Annotated in this window: 14 protein-coding genes, 1 tRNA gene and 1 pseudogene; 13 read left to right on the top strand and 3 right to left on the bottom strand. The window is 65.0% G+C overall.

Annotation, left to right across the window (positions count from 1 at the left end):
- Window positions 1-37: 37 nt before the first annotated feature.
- Window positions 38-127 (bottom strand) — tRNA-Ser (locus DH10_RS16815).
- A gap of 327 nt (window positions 128-454) precedes the next feature.
- On the opposite strand from DH10_RS16815, the gene DH10_RS16820 reads away from it, so the two are divergent.
- From DH10_RS16820 to DH10_RS16830, 3 genes are all read left to right on the top strand, one after another.
- Window positions 455-1,162, top strand: a complete 708-nt coding sequence (locus DH10_RS16820; protein ID WP_192245642.1) for a 50S ribosomal protein L21 — start codon at window positions 455-457, stop codon at window positions 1,160-1,162.
- Window positions 1,163-1,262: 100 nt separating this feature from the next.
- Window positions 1,263-1,532 (top strand): 50S ribosomal protein L27, encoded by a 270-nt coding sequence (gene rpmA, locus DH10_RS16825; RefSeq protein ID WP_059189273.1) that lies wholly within the window; start codon window positions 1,263-1,265, stop codon window positions 1,530-1,532.
- 123 nt (window positions 1,533-1,655) lie between these two features.
- Window positions 1,656-2,243 (top strand): GNAT family N-acetyltransferase, encoded by a 588-nt coding sequence (locus tag DH10_RS16830; protein ID WP_192245644.1) that lies wholly within the window; start codon window positions 1,656-1,658, stop codon window positions 2,241-2,243.
- Between the two features lie 12 nt (window positions 2,244-2,255).
- Here the strand turns inward: DH10_RS16830 and DH10_RS16835 are convergent, their stop codons facing one another.
- Window positions 2,256-3,119 (bottom strand): endonuclease/exonuclease/phosphatase family protein, encoded by an 864-nt coding sequence (locus tag DH10_RS16835; protein ID WP_192245646.1) that lies wholly within the window; start codon window positions 3,117-3,119, stop codon window positions 2,256-2,258.
- A 152-nt stretch (window positions 3,120-3,271) separates the two neighbouring features.
- Here DH10_RS16835 and obgE point away from each other — a divergent pair, with 152 nt between their 5' ends.
- The 5 genes from obgE (at window position 3,272) to DH10_RS16860 (ending at window position 8,953) form a co-directional block, all read left to right on the top strand.
- Window positions 3,272-4,309, top strand: a complete 1,038-nt coding sequence (obgE, locus tag DH10_RS16840; RefSeq protein ID WP_192245648.1) for a GTPase ObgE — start codon at window positions 3,272-3,274, stop codon at window positions 4,307-4,309.
- The gene (proB, locus tag DH10_RS16845) at window positions 4,306-5,445 is read left to right on the top strand and encodes a glutamate 5-kinase (protein WP_192245650.1); all 1,140 of its coding nucleotides are present in this window, start codon (window positions 4,306-4,308) and stop codon (window positions 5,443-5,445) included. Before obgE ends, proB begins: the two co-directional genes overlap by 4 nt.
- Window positions 5,446-5,458: 13 nt before the next feature.
- Window positions 5,459-6,745: a glutamate-5-semialdehyde dehydrogenase gene (locus DH10_RS16850; protein ID WP_192245652.1), complete on the top strand. Its 1,287-nt coding sequence runs from the start codon at window positions 5,459-5,461 to the stop codon at window positions 6,743-6,745.
- A 249-nt stretch (window positions 6,746-6,994) separates the two neighbouring features.
- The gene (locus tag DH10_RS16855) at window positions 6,995-7,582 is read left to right on the top strand and encodes a nicotinate-nucleotide adenylyltransferase (RefSeq protein ID WP_192245813.1); all 588 of its coding nucleotides are present in this window, start codon (window positions 6,995-6,997) and stop codon (window positions 7,580-7,582) included.
- An 84-nt stretch (window positions 7,583-7,666) separates the two neighbouring features.
- Window positions 7,667-8,953, top strand: a complete 1,287-nt coding sequence (locus tag DH10_RS16860; protein ID WP_192245654.1) for an MFS transporter — start codon at window positions 7,667-7,669, stop codon at window positions 8,951-8,953.
- A gap of 59 nt (window positions 8,954-9,012) precedes the next feature.
- Here the strand turns inward: DH10_RS16860 and DH10_RS16865 are convergent, their stop codons facing one another.
- Window positions 9,013-9,864 (bottom strand): mechanosensitive ion channel family protein, encoded by an 852-nt coding sequence (locus tag DH10_RS16865; RefSeq protein WP_192245656.1) that lies wholly within the window; start codon window positions 9,862-9,864, stop codon window positions 9,013-9,015.
- Between the two features lie 242 nt (window positions 9,865-10,106).
- Between DH10_RS16865 and rsfS the strand changes: the two genes are divergently transcribed.
- From rsfS to DH10_RS16890, 5 genes and pseudogenes are all read left to right on the top strand, one after another.
- Window positions 10,107-10,484 carry a ribosome silencing factor gene (rsfS, locus tag DH10_RS16870; protein WP_192245658.1) on the top strand — a complete coding sequence of 126 codons (378 nt, stop codon included), beginning with the start codon at window positions 10,107-10,109 and terminating at the stop codon, window positions 10,482-10,484.
- 61 nt (window positions 10,485-10,545) lie between these two features.
- Window positions 10,546-11,028, top strand: coding sequence for a 23S rRNA (pseudouridine(1915)-N(3))-methyltransferase RlmH (gene rlmH, locus DH10_RS16875; RefSeq protein ID WP_192245660.1), 483 nt, complete (start codon window positions 10,546-10,548; stop codon window positions 11,026-11,028).
- Between the two features lie 147 nt (window positions 11,029-11,175).
- A complete protein-coding gene (locus DH10_RS16880; RefSeq protein ID WP_192245662.1) occupies window positions 11,176-12,510 on the top strand; it encodes a murein hydrolase activator EnvC family protein in 1,335 nt (444 codons plus the stop codon).
- A 1-nt stretch (window position 12,511) separates the two neighbouring features.
- Complete coding sequence (locus DH10_RS16885) at window positions 12,512-13,843, top strand: S41 family peptidase (RefSeq protein ID WP_192245664.1); 1,332 nt, start codon at window positions 12,512-12,514, stop codon at window positions 13,841-13,843.
- Between the two features lie 211 nt (window positions 13,844-14,054).
- A pseudogene (locus DH10_RS16890) lies at window positions 14,055-14,320 on the top strand (divergent polysaccharide deacetylase family protein); the annotation flags it as partial.

The following is a 14,320-nucleotide window of genomic DNA, read 5'->3' on the forward strand; positions in this document are numbered from 1 at the left end:
ACCGTTACCTATGTCTTCGGGCTGTACACAAGCAGGCTGGCGGAGAGGGAGGGATTCGAACCCCCGATACCCTTGCGAGTATGCCGCATTTCGAGTGCGGTGCATTCGACCACTCTGCCACCTCTCCGCGAGGTCATGGTCGGCCGTTGCCGGCGCGGCGCACTAGATAACGGCTGACTGTCGCAGTTACAAGGCCCTATTCGACCGATTTCCTGCTTCTTGGAAAGCGGCGGCGAGGCTACGGATTGACCTTTGCCGGCACGGCGGCTCGCGGTATCCTCCAAGAGCAAGGTCCGCTCGCCTTGACTTCCGCGCAACCTTCGGTTAGGGACAGCCCGCATTCGGCGTGGGGCTTCTCCGCGCCGCTTGTTTTTTGAACCCGCAGACTGACAAAAAGACGGCCGGACCGCTTGAGGCGGTTCATCAAGGCCGACCGAACAGCGAAAGGCAAAAAATGTTCGCAGTCATCAAAACGGGCGGCAAGCAGTATCGCGTCGCCGCCAACGATCTCTTGAAGATCGAGAAAGTCGAAGCCAAGGTCGGCGATATCGTCGAAATCGGCAATGTGCTCGCGCATGGCGAGGGCGAGAATGTCACCTTCGGCGCGCCGTTCGTCGATGGCGCCATGGTCACGGCGGAAGTCGTCGAGCAGGGCAAGAACCGCACCGTCATCGCTTTCAAGAAGCGCCGCCGCCAGAATTCGCGCCGCAAGATCGGCCACCGCCAGCTGCTGACCACCGTGCGGATCGCCGAGATCCTGCTAGGTGGCGCCAAGCCGTCGAAGAAGGCCGCCGCGAAGCCGGAAGCCAAGGCTGAGGCCAAAGCGGAAGTCGCCGCCGAGGCGAAGGCAGAGGCCGCTCCGAAGGAGCCCAAGGCCAAGAAGGAAGCCAAGGCGGAGACTGCGAAGGAAGAGGCCAAGGCCGAGACCGCTGCCGCGCCGTTGTTCAAGGCGCCGAAGGGCGAGCCGGACGATCTGACCGTGATCAAGGGCATCGGCCCGGTCGCGGCGAAGGATCTTAACGAGCAGGGCATCGTCACCTTCGCGCAGCTCGCCAAGCTGACAGACAAGGATGTCGCCAAGATCGACGAGCACATGCCGTTCAGCGCCGACCAGATCAAGGACTGGCGCGAGCAGGCCAAGGAGCTGGCGAAGAAGAAGTAAGGCTGACTGGCGACAAACGTCGCCGGTACGGACTTGAAACGGAACGCGAACGCGTTCATAAGACCATTCAAGCGCCCTAGGGCGCATCGGAGTTAGTTAGATGGCACACAAGAAAGCTGGCGGTTCGTCGCGCAACGGTCGCGACTCGCACTCCAAGCGTCTCGGCGTGAAGAAGTTCGGCGGCGAAGCCGTCGTCGCCGGCAACATCATCATTCGTCAGCGCGGCACGCAATGGCATCCGGGCACCAACGTTGGCATGGGCACGGACCATACCCTTTTTGCGCTCGAAGCCGGCGCAGTCGCCTTCAACAAAAAAGCCAACGGCCGAACCTACGTCTCGGTAAACCCGATCACCAAAGCAGCGGAGTAGCCGGTTCCGCACCATAACACCGGCGCCCATCTCGGGAACCGGTGTCTGGCCAGGCCAGGAAAGGATCAGGAGAGATGGGCTTCCATCTCTCCTTTTTCATTTTTCTTTGCCCTGGAGGACTAAATGGTTGCCGAAGCGGAAGACACCGAAGACGAAAGTTACGCGATCGACTGCCCGGTGCTCGCCACCGAGCGTCTCGTCATGCGCCCCCCGCGCGAGAGCGATCTCGAGCAACTGGTTGCCTTGGCCGACAACCGCCACGTCGCCGAAATGCTGGCCCGCATGCCGCATCCTTACGGCGAGGCCGAAGGCAGAGCCTTCCTGGCCATGGCCTCGTCGCGCCGCGCCGGCATCGTCTATGCGCTGACGCTTGCCGGCACCGGCACCTTCGTCGGCTGCGCGGGCCTCAACACCACCGATCGCGGGCTGGAGCTCGGCTACTGGATCGGCGAGCCCTACTGGAAGCGCGGTTACGCCACGGAAGCCGCGCACGCGCTGGTCGACCTTGCCTTCCAGAAGACCTCGATCCAGGTGCTGCATGCCTCGACCAGGGTCATCAATCCGGCCTCGCGCCGCGTCATCCACAAGTGCGGCTTCCAGTATGCCGGCCAGGGCATGCTGAACTCGATCGTCGCCGGCCAGGTGCCGGTCGAGCGGTACCGGCTGGACAGGAAGACGTGGACGAGCCTGCGTAACTGGGTGCATTTTTAGGCATGTTGAAATTCAGCTCAGCTCGACCCAGACCGGCAGGTGGTCCGACCCCCGAGCCTGCCGGTCGGTCCACAGGCGCTTCAGCGAGCCCGCGAGCGAGGCGCTGGTGAAGACATAGTCGATGCATTTGTGGCGGGCCGCATCGTTGGGGCGGTTGGGGTCGATCCAGGTGAACAGGCCGGAAACGTCGAGGCGCTGGGCGACGTCGACGGCGAGGTCGGCGGTCAGCGGCATGCCGAACTCGTGGTCAGGGCGCCCGGCGAGTTCGACATATTCGGGCGATCCGCGCAGCATATTGAAGTCGCCCATGACGACGAAGGCCTCCGGATAGGGCAGGTCCGGCAGGCCGATCTCCGGAATGCCGGAAAGGCCGCCGCCTTCCAGCGTGTAGTTCAGCAGGCGCTGGCGCAGGAAACGGATCTGGCTCTGGCGCTCGACGGGGCTGCGGTGGTCGAGATGGGTGGAGTAGAAGCGGATGAAACCGAGCGGGGTCTCGATCAGCGCCTCCAGCGCGCCGCGCTGGAAGTTCATCCTCTCCAGACTGCGGCTGCGCGGCAGCAGGAGATTGCGCGACAAATGAATGGGCGTCGTCGACAGCACCATATTGCCGAGCTGGAAGGTCCTGGTGACGGCGCGGCCGGCATCCAGGCGCGAGCCGATATTGACCTCGAAATTGCTGCCGTAGGCGGCGAAGTATTCCGGCAGCGCCTCGCCGATCTCGGCCACCATATCGCGGTCGCCGTTGCGCGGGTTGTTGCGGGTCACCTCTTGCAGGGCGATGACGTCGGCGCCGCGCACAGCGTCGGCGATGCGGCCGACATCGTATTTTCCGTCGAGGCCGATGCCATACTGGATGTTATAGGTGACGAGCTTCATTCCGGCACTTCCCCAGCCCAGCCAAGCGAACAGTGCTACAGCGTCCTTTGCGAAAGGGCATCCGGCGCTTTAGTCGCAAAACAGCCTCGCCCTTCGCCCCGCCTTGGTTTAGAGCAATCGCGCAAGGCCATCAGCAGAAACTTGAAACTCCGATGAAATTCCTCGACCAGGCAAAGGTTTACATTCGCTCCGGCGACGGCGGCGCCGGTTCGGTGTCGTTCCGGCGCGAAAAATTCATCGAGTTCGGCGGCCCGGACGGCGGCGACGGCGGCCGCGGCGGCGACGTCTGGGCTGAGGCGGTCGACGGACTGAACACGCTGATCGACTACCGCTACCAGCAGCATTTCAAGGCGAAGACCGGCATGCACGGCATGGGCCGCAACATGACCGGCGCCAAGGGCGCCGACATCACGTTGAAAGTGCCTGCCGGAACCCAGGTGTTTGCCGAGGACAACGACATGCTGATCTGCGACCTCACGGTGGTCGGCCAGCGCTTCCTGCTCGCCAAGGGCGGCAATGGCGGCTTCGGCAACCAGCATTTCAAGACCTCGACCAACCAGGCGCCGCGCCGCGCCAATCCGGGACAGCCGGGCGAGGAGCTCAGCATCTGGCTGAGGCTGAAGCTGATCGCCGATGCCGGGCTCGTCGGTCTGCCCAATGCCGGCAAGTCGACCTTGCTGGCGGCCGTCACCGCGGCCAAGCCGAAGATCGCCGACTATCCGTTCACCACGCTTTATCCCGGCCTCGGGGTCGCCCGCATCGACGGCCGAGAATTCGTGCTGGCCGACATTCCCGGCCTGATCGAGGGCGCGCATGAGGGGGTCGGCATCGGCGACCGCTTCCTCGGCCATGTCGAGCGCACGCGCGTGCTTCTTCACCTCGTCTCGGCGCAGGAGGAAAATCCCGGCAAGGCCTACAAGACCGTGCGCGGCGAGCTTGAAGCCTATGGCCATGGGCTGGCCGAGAAGCCCGAGATCGTCGCGCTCAGCCAAGTCGACATCCTCGACGCGGACGCCCGCAAGAAGAAGGCGGCCTCGCTGAAGCGCGCCGCCGGCCGCGCGCCGATGTTGTTGTCGGCCGTCACCGGCGAAGGCGTCGAGGCGGTGCTGCGTGCGCTGATGGCCGTGGTGGCGGAAGCACGCGACGCTGTTCCTGCTCCCGTCGACACGCGCTGGCGGCAAAACCCATGAAATCGCTGAAATCATACCGGCGCATCACCGTGAAGATCGGTTCGGCGCTGCTCGTCGATCGCACGACAGGGCTGAAGCGTGACTGGCTGGCCTCGCTCGCCGACGACATCGCGGTGCTGGCCAATGCCGGCGCGGAGGTGCTCGTCGTCTCGTCGGGCGCCATTGCGCTCGGCCGCACCATTCTCGACCTCGGCAAGCGCGCGCTGAAGCTCGAGGAAAGCCAGGCGGCCGCCGCCGTCGGCCAGATCGCGCTTGCCGGCGCGTGGTCGGACGCGCTTGGCAAGGACGGGCTGAAATCGGGCCAGATCCTCTTGACCCTCGGCGATACCGAGGAGCGCCGCCGCTACCTCAACGCGCGCGCCACCATCTCGACTTTGCTGAAAATGAAGGCGGTGCCGGTCATCAACGAGAACGACACGGTGGCCACTTCCGAAATCCGCTATGGCGACAACGACCGCCTGGCCGCGCGCGTCGCCACGATGATGGGCGCCGATCTTTTGGTGCTGCTCTCCGACATCGACGGGCTCTACACGGCGCCGCCGGCCAAAGATCCGAAAGCAAGGTTCATCCCGGTGGTCGACCGCATCACGCCGGACATCGAGGCGATGGCGGGCGCGGCCGCCTCGGAGTTCTCGCGCGGCGGCATGCGGACGAAACTCGACGCCGGCAAGATCGCCAACGCCGCCGGCACGGCGATGATCATCACCGCCGGCACGCGGCTCTCGCCGCTGATGGCGATCGAGCGCGGCGAACGCGCCACCTTCTTCAAGCCCAGCGCCAATCCGGTGAAGGGCTACAAGACCTGGATCGCCGGCCAGCTCGAACCGGCGGGCCGGCTCACCGTCGATGCCGGCGCCGTCGGGGCGCTGAAGTCGGGCAAGTCGCTGCTGCCGGCCGGCGTCAAGCTGGTCAGCGGCAATTTCTCACGCGGCGACACGGTGGCGATCCTGTCGCCCGAGGGCCGCGAGATCGCGCGCGGGCTGGTTGCCTACGATGCCGCCGATGCCGTAAGGATCGCAGGTTTGAAGACGGCCGAGATCGAAAATGTGCTCGGCTACGAGGCACGCTCGGCGATGATCCATCGCGACGACCTTGTGGTAAGCGTTGCCGGCGACCACGTATTGGCCGAAGAGTGAGCGGAGGATGACCATGCTGAAGCTGCATGAAAAATCCGGGGAAGATACAGTGGCGCTGATGGCCGATATCGGCCGCCGCGCCCGCGCCGCCGCGCGACCGCTGGCCGTCGCTACGACCCAGGCCAAGAATGACGCGCTAGTGGCCATTGCCGATGCAATTCTTCGCAACGAGCAGGCGATCCTCGAGGCCAACGCCATCGACATGTCGAATGGCGAGGAAGCCGGGTTGTCAGTGTCCTTCATGGACCGGCTGAAGCTGACGCCGTCGCGCATCAAGGCGATGGCCGACGGTATCCGCGAGATCGCCGCGCTCAAGGATCCGGTCGGCGACGTTATTGCCGAATGGGATCGCCCCAACGGCCTGCATATCGAGCGCGTGCGCACGCCGCTCGGCGTCATCGGCGTCATCTATGAAAGCCGTCCGAATGTGACGGCCGATGCCGGCGCGCTCTGCCTGAAAGCCGGCAACCCGGTGATCCTGCGCGGCGGCTCGGATTCGATCGATTCGTCATCGGCGATCCATGCCTGCATGGCCGAAGGGCTGAAGGCGGCGGGCCTTCCCGAGGATGCCATCCAGCTGGTGCCGACTACAGACCGCGCCGCCGTCGGCGAGATGCTCAAAGGCTTGAGCGGCAATCTCGACGTCATCATCCCGCGCGGCGGCAAAAGCCTGGTCGGGCGCGTGCAGAACGAGGCGCGGGTGCCGGTTTTCGCGCATCTCGAAGGCATCTGCCACCTCTATGTCGATCGTTCCGCGAAGCTCGACATGGCGGTCAAGATCGCCGTCAACGCCAAGATGCGCCGCACCGGCGTGTGCGGCGCGGCCGAGACATTGCTGGTCGACCGCGCGGTCGCCTCTACGCATCTGGTGCCGATCCTCGAAGCGCTGCGCGCCGCCGGCTGCGAAGTCCATGCCGACAGCGAAGCGATGCAGGCCTTCTCCGACGCCAGCCCTGCGACCGATGCCGACTGGGTGACGGAATATCTCGACGCCGTCATCGCGGTAAAGCTGGTCGACGGCGTCGCCGGCGCGATCGAGCATATCGAAACCTTCTCCTCGCACCACACCGAGGCGATCATCGCCGAGGATGCGCAAGCAGTCGAAAAATTCTTCAACGAGATCGACTCGGCGATCCTCCTGCACAACGCCTCGACGCAGTTCGCCGACGGCGGCGAGTTCGGCATGGGTGCGGAGATCGGCATTGCCACCGGCAAGATGCATGCGCGCGGACCCGTCGGCGTCGAACAGCTGACCTCGTTCAAATACCGCGTGCGCGGGTCGGGACAGGTGAGGCCTTGAAGCTGTTTGCCGCTAGAGCGTGAACCGTTGCGCCTAGGCACCCCCCTCTGTCCTGCCGGACATCTCCCCCTCAGGGGGGGAGATTGGCAGCTTCGCCGACGGCGCTCGTCTTGCAATGTCAGCGATTGGCGAAAGTGGAAGCGACATCTGATCTCCCCCCTTGAGGGGGAGATGCCCGGCAGGGCAGAGGGGGGTGCCTAGCACATGCTTTCCCAGCCCGAGCAGCCCGTCCCCGCCCGCTACCTCAAAATGCCGCATGCCGGCAAAGGTCTCGCCGTCGGCCTGTTCGGCGGTTCCTTCAACCCGCCGCATGCCGGTCACGCGCTGGTGGCCGAGATCGCGCTGAGAAGGCTGGCGCTCGAACAGCTGTGGTGGATCGTGACGCCCGGCAATCCGTTGAAAAGCGCAGGTGAGCTGGCGCCGCTCGCCGAACGCATCGTGCTGTCCGAAAAGATCGCCCGCAATCCGAAAATCAAGGTCAGCGCCTTCGAGGCGACGCACCATGTCCGCTACACCGCCGACACGCTGGCGCTGGTCAAGGCGCGCAATCCGGGCGTCGACTTCGTCTGGATCATGGGTGCGGATAGTTTGCGCGACTTTCATCACTGGCAGCGCTGGCGCGAGATCGTGCTGACCTTTCCGATCGCGGTCATCGACCGCCCGGGCGCCACGCTCTCCTTCCTGTCGTCGGTCGTCGCCAAGACCTTCGACTATGCCCGTATCGACGAAGGCGACGCGCCGCGCCTTGCCCGCATGCAGGCGCCAGCCTGGACCTTCATCCACGGTCCGCGCTCGTCGCTCTCCTCCACCGCGATCCGCAAGGCGGCAAAGGGTTAGGCACCTCGCAGGGCGGAGTGGCGACACCGCCGATGTCGCTTTTACGGCGGCTTTTCGCCCTCCGGTGAGCGATGCTGGCAAGACATGCTGGAGAAGAGCCGCACCACGACCGAGCCGGGCGCGCAATCGGCGCCGCTGGTTGCCATTGCCAGCGTCATCGTGTCGATGGCGCTGATCGCGATCGGCAACGGGCTGATGTTCGCCTTCATTCCCGTGCGGCTCGGCGCCGACGGCTTCGATCCGACCTGGGCCGGGCTGATCGTCACTGGACTTTCGGCCGGCGGGCTCGCAGGCTGCATTCTCACCGGACCTGTGGTCAAGCGCGTTGGCCATGCCCGCGCATTCATGGTGCTTTCGGCGCTGATCGCGCTCTCCAACGTCGCGATCGGCGCCGGACCGATCCCGTTGCTCTGGATCGCGGCGCGGGCGCTTTATGGCTTTGCCATTTGCGGACTGTTCATCGTCGCACAGAGCTGGCTGAACGACGCCTTGCCGAATGCCATACGAGGCCGGGTCATGGCCGTGTTCTACGTCGCCTATATCGGCGGATTGGGCGTCGGCTATGCGACGCTCGCCGCGATCGACATCCAGACAGCGGCGGCGCCGCTGATCGGCATCGCCTTCACCGCGCTGTCCATTCTGCCCGTGGGCATGACGCGGCTTGCCCAGCCGCCCGCGCCGCAGGCGGCTTCGGTGGCGCTCGGGCAAGCCTGGAAGATCTCGCCGGTCGGCGTCGTCGGCATGCTCGCCGTCGGCGGCCTGTCGATGATCATTTCCGGTTTCGCGCCGATCCACGCCACCGCCAAGGGCTACAGCCAAGCGGATGTGGCGCTGCTGTTGTCGGCGATGCCGGTCGGCACGCTGATCCTGCAGATACCGCTCGGCTGGCTCTCGGACCGTACCGATCGGCGTTATGTGCTGGCGGGCGCGGCGGCGCTGGCGGTGGTGGCAAGCCTGCTCGCCATCGCCTTCGACGGCGGAGCGCTGATGGCGCTGGTGGTGATTTATCTCGTCTGGGACGGCGCGTCGGAATCGATCTATTCGCTCTCCAGCGCCCACGCCGCCGATCGCGCCAGGAAGGAGGAGCTGCTGGCGCTCTCGAGCTCGCTGCTTTTTGCCTGGTCGTTGTCCGGCTTCATCGTGCCGGGCATCGTGACAGTGCTTTCGGCTGTCTTCGGCACCGAGACCTTCATCTATGTCGGCATCTTCATCGCTTCGGCGTTCTGCCTGTTCGTGCTGTGGCGCGTGATGGCGGCGCGGCCGACGCCCGCTCCCGCCACCGGCAGCTTCGCGCCGATGTCGGCGCAGACGCCGCTGCCGGTGGAGCTCGCCTTCGCGCCGGACGAGCCGACAGGTCCGACCAGGAACTGAGAAACTTTTTCTTCGCAATTCCGAACGGAAAACCGCGTCACACTTTTCCTGGAATTGCTCTATTGCTTGCGAGCATCCGCAGCCGGCGCCTCGGGCGGCGGCAAGGGGATCGAAATGCCCTCGTTGTCGAAGGCCTGCTTAGCGCGCTTGGTCATGTCGATCTGGGTGGCGAAGTAATCGGCCGCCGACGTCCAGTAGCGCAAGGTAAGCGAAACCGTGGTCTCGCCCAGGCCCGCCACGAAGGCGATCGGCGCCGGCTCGCGCCGGATGCGCTTGTCGGTAACGGCAATGCCGAGCAGCGTCTTTTGCCCACGGTCGATGTCGTTCCATGAGCCGATGCTCAAGCTGATGTCGCAGCGCCTGACGCCGTTGCGGGTGAAGTTGCGCACCGGCTGGTTCCACAGCGTCTGGTTGGGCGCCAGGATGTAGACGCCTTCGACAGTACGCAGCTTGGTCGCGAACAGGCCGATCTCCTCGACCGTACCGGCTATCGAGCCGACCTCGACATTTTCGCCGATGCGGAATGGCCGCAGCGCCAAAAGCATGATGCCGGCGGCGATGTTCTGCAGCGTGCCCTGCAACGCCAGTCCGATGGCCAGGCCGATGGCGCCGATGGCGGCAATGATGGAAGCCGTCTGCACGCCGAACTGGCCGAGCACCATGATGACGACGAGGATCAGGATGGCGTAGCGGACGATCTTCGAGAAGAAATGGCGAAGCGTCGCGTCGAAGCCGTGGATGTGGCCGAGACCGGCGAAGATCGAGCGCTCGGCAAGTCCGGCGACGAAATAGCCGACGATCAGAAGGATGATGGCGCCGATCGCCGAGAAGGAATAGGAGACGATCAGCGTGCTCAGCTGGGCAAGCCCGGCCTGGATGGTGATGAGGGCGCTTTGCGGGTCGGTCGGCATGGATAAGTCCCCATTGGTCAGTGAGCCGATAACCCCTGCCAGGCGTAAAGAGTTCCGATTTTTTCGGGAGCACGGAACCTGCCGAAGAGGGGCCGCGTTGGCACCGGCAGGGCGCCCCGTCTTGAAACTGCAATGGAACTCTGCCTATCTAAGTGGTGTCACCTGATTTGCGGGGTGATTTGGTTGTTCTTGTTGGGAAAGGAAACACACTGAGAACAGCACTGCGGAAGAAGGCCGATATCGTGCCTTCGCCGGCCGGGATCAGCGGAAGCGATGCTGCGTCCCTCGCCATCGACACAGTCCTTGCCAGTCTGGAAGACTCCAAGGCCGAAAATATCGTCTCAATCGACATCCAGGGTAAATCGAGCCTCGGCGACTATATGGTCGTCGCATCGGGCCGATCGCACCGTCATGTCTCGGCTGTCGCCGATCATCTCCTCAAGGCGCTCAAGGATGCCGGTCTCGGCATGGCCCGCGTCGAGGGGCTGGCCAGCGCCGACTGGGTCCTGATCGATTCGGGCGACATCATCGTCCATGTCTTCCGTCCCGAAGTCCGCGAATTCTACAATCTCGAAAAGATGTGGCAGGCGCCGGACCTCGAGGAAGAGACCTTGCACTAAGCCATATCGCATGCCGTGACCGTTCCGGTCCGGCGCCGATAGAGTGCTCGCCGAGGCGAGGATGAAGATCACCGTTCATGCCGTGGGCCGGATGAAGACCGGCCCCGAGAGAGAACTCGCCGACCGCTATTTCGAGCGCTTCGCCAAGAGCGGGCCGGCGGTCGGGCTGGAATTTGCCGGCATCGTCGAGATTCCCGAGAGCCGCGGCCAGAGCGCCGACGAGCGTCGCCGCGAGGAGGGCCAGAAGCTGCAGGCCCAGTTGCAGCAAGGCACCGTGCTCATCCTGCTCGACGAACGCGGCAAGGCGCTCTCTTCCGAAGATTTGGCAGCACGCATCGGCCAGTTGCGCGACAGCGGCCGCAAGGCGCTGGTCATCGCGATCGGCGGCGCCGACGGGCATGACAAATCCTTGCGCGAAGAGGCCGATCTGGTGCTGTCGTTCGGGGCGCTGACCTGGCCGCATCAGCTGGTGCGCGTAATGCTCGGCGAGCAGCTCTATCGCCTCGCGACTATCCTGTCCGGGCATCCCTATCATCGCTCTTGAGTCGTCGTTCGCGACATGGCCCCGAAAGCTGGGGATCACGTCCGCTTGCACGGATTTCCGCCTCAATGGCCCGACATCACAGTTGTTGCGGGTGTTCCAACATGGTTGATGGTTCGTTAACGAAGCGGCGGATAGAGTCGAGGCCTGATGTCTGAAGGCTGGAATTCGAGAACGCGCGCCTGGCGCAGCCGCTGCGGCCTGACACTTGTCGCCGCGCTGATTGCGCTCGGGCCGGCCATGGCGGCGGAAAACACGCCCGATGTCGCGCCGGACCCCGACCGGAGCCGGGCCGAATACGAGCAGGTTTCCAAGGAAATCACCTTGTCTTCCGAGCGGCTGGCCAAGCTTGCCGCCGACGTCGCGACGGTCAAGAAGGACCATGCCTCGATCAGCGCGGCGCTGATCCAGTCGGCGATGACCGAGCAGAAGCTCGGCCAGGACATCGAGGATATCGGCGCCAAGCTGGAAGGGCTGAAGGCCGAGGAAGAGAAGCTGCACGCCTCGCTGACGGCGCGGCGCGACGTGCTGGCCGAAGTGCTCGGCGCCCTGCAGCGCATGGGACTCAACCCGCCGCCGGCGATCCTGGTCAAGCCGGAGGACGCGCTGTCATCGGTGCGCAGCGCCATCCTGCTCGGCGCCGTGGTGCCGGAATTGCGCCAGCAGACCGACAGGCTGCTCGCCGATCTCAAGGAACAGACCCGGGTGACGGCCTCGATCGAGGCCGAGCGGGGGCGGCTCACCGCCGCCGTCACCGAGCAGACGGCGGAAAAGAAGCGGCTGACCATGCTGCTCGAAGCCAAGCAGAAGCTGCAGGCCGACACGGAGACGGCGCTCGCGACCGAGAAGCAGCACTCGCAGCAGCTGGCGGCCAAGGCCAGCAGCCTCAAGGATCTCATCGCGTCGCTCGAGGCCGACAAGGCGCGTAAGGCGGCCGACCAGGCCAAGGCGGCCGAGCAGAAATCGGCGGAGGGCGACACGACGGTGTCCACCACGGACCTTGCCGCGACGCCGGTGCCGGAGGGCAACCGTTTGGCCGCTTCCGCCCCGTTCGCGGCGCTGCAGGGCCAGATCGCGCTGCCGGTCATCGGCAAGATCAAGAGGCGCTTCGGGACCGACGACGGCAACGGCGCAATGATGCAGGGCGACATGGTTGCGACACAATCGGGAGCCATCGTCACCGCGCCAGCGGATGGAAATGTGCTTTATGCGGGGCCGTTTCGTTCCTATGGTCAACTCTTGATCCTCAATGCCGGCGACGGGTATCATGTCGTCCTGGCAGGGATGAGCAGAATCAGCGTCGCGACCGGCCAGTCGGTGCTCGCAGGAGAACCGGTCGGCGCGATGGGAGAGGCCCGGGTGGCAAGCACCTCGGCCTCGCAGAATGGAAATGCCACGCCGGAGCTCTATGTGGAGTTCCGCAAGGATGGAAAACCCGTCGATCCGAACCCTTGGTGGGCGGACCGATTTTCTGGAAGGACGTGAAATGATGCGGAAATTGTCGCTTCTGTTTGCCGGCGCGCTGATGGGCGCATCGGCAATGAGCCTGGTCTACGGCGCACCCGGCTCGGCGGCGAACGCTGCGGGTTCCGAGACCTACAAGCAACTGGCGATCTTCGGCGACATCTTCGAGCGCGTGCGCGCGCAGTATGTGACGCCGCCGGACGACAAGTCGCTGGTCGAGAACGCCATCAACGGCATGCTCGCCTCGCTCGACCCGCACTCCTCCTACATGAACGCCGAACAGGCGCAGGACATGCGCGTGCAGACCAAGGGCGAGTTCGGCGGCCTCGGCATCGAGGTCACCATGGAAAACGACCTCGTCAAGGTGATTACGCCGATCGACGACACGCCGGCCGCCAAGGCGGGCGTGCTTGCCGGCGACTACATCGCCAAGATCGACGGCGAAGAGGTGCGCGGGCTCACCCTCAACGACGCGGTCGAGAAGATGCGTGGCCCGGTCAACACGCCGATCAAGCTCACCATCCTGCGCCAGGGCGCCGACAAGCCGATCGAGCTCACGGTCGTGCGCGACATCATCAAGGTCAAGGCGGTCAAGTTCCGGGTCGAGAATGACGTCGGCTACATGAAGATCACCTCCTTCACCGAGAAGACCTATGACGATCTCGAGAACGCCATCGAGACCATCAAGAAGCAGGTGCCGAACGACAAGCTGAAGGGCTATGTGCTCGACCTGCGCCTCAATCCGGGTGGCCTGCTCGACCAAGCGGTGAGCGTGTCGGACGCCTTCCTGAAGCGCGGCGAGATCGTCTCGACGCGCGGCCGCGATCCGAAGGACGTCACCCGCTTCGATGCCAAGCCGAAGCAGGCCGACGACATCGGTGGCAAGCCGCTGGTGGTGCTGGTCAATGGCGGCTCGGCGAGCGCGTCCGAGATCGTCGCCGGCGCGCTGCAGGATCTGCGCCGCGCCACCGTCGTCGGCACGCAGTCCTTCGGCAAGGGCTCGGTGCAGACCATCATCCCGCTGGGCGAGAATGGCGCGCTCAGGCTCACCACGGCGCTCTATTACACGCCGTCGGGCAAGTCGATCCAGGGCAAGGGCATCACGCCCGACATCAAGGTCGAGCAGCCGCTGCCGCCGGACCTGCAGGGCAGGGACCTGACCCGCGGCGAATCGGACCTGAAAGGCCACATCAAGGGTGCCGACGAGGGTGCAACCGGCTCGGGCTCGGCCGCCTATGTGCCGCCGGAACCGAAGGACGACCTGCAGCTGATCTATGCCGAACAGCTGCTGCGCGGCCAAAAGACCGATCCGGCCTTCCCGCCGAACCCGGACAAGGCTGTGCTGAACCAGTAACGGCGGGATGGCCGGAGCATATCGCTCTGGCCGACCGACCGAAGCGATGCAATGCTGCCGGGACCGCGAGGTTCCGGCAGTTTGATTCGGGGACAGGTTGATTCGGCAGCGGGCGCAGGCGCGCCCAAGGTTTTGAATTCGCGCGTGAGCGCTGACGATCGGGTCACCTATGCTGATCCGACCAGCCGCGTCACGGGCTTGGGGATGCGGGTTGGCTGACATCGGCAAGGATATCGAACGCCCGCTCGGACAGACGCTCCGGCCTCAGCGCCCCGCCGCGCGCGGTATCAGCGCCGGCACGCTTGGCGCGGCGGTCGCCATCCTCGCCGTGATCGGCGTTTCCGGTGCGATCGCGTTGCGGGAAAAACCTTTCCGCAAGCCGGAAGAGATGGCCGTTTCGACGCCGAAGGTGACCGTGGCGCCAACCCCCGCGCCGGCACCGGCGGCGACGCCGACACCGGCTGAAGTGGCGACGGC

It is taken from the genome of Mesorhizobium silamurunense (assembly GCF_014843825.1).
In the GTDB taxonomy this organism is placed as follows: domain Bacteria; phylum Pseudomonadota; class Alphaproteobacteria; order Rhizobiales; family Rhizobiaceae; genus Mesorhizobium; species Mesorhizobium silamurunense.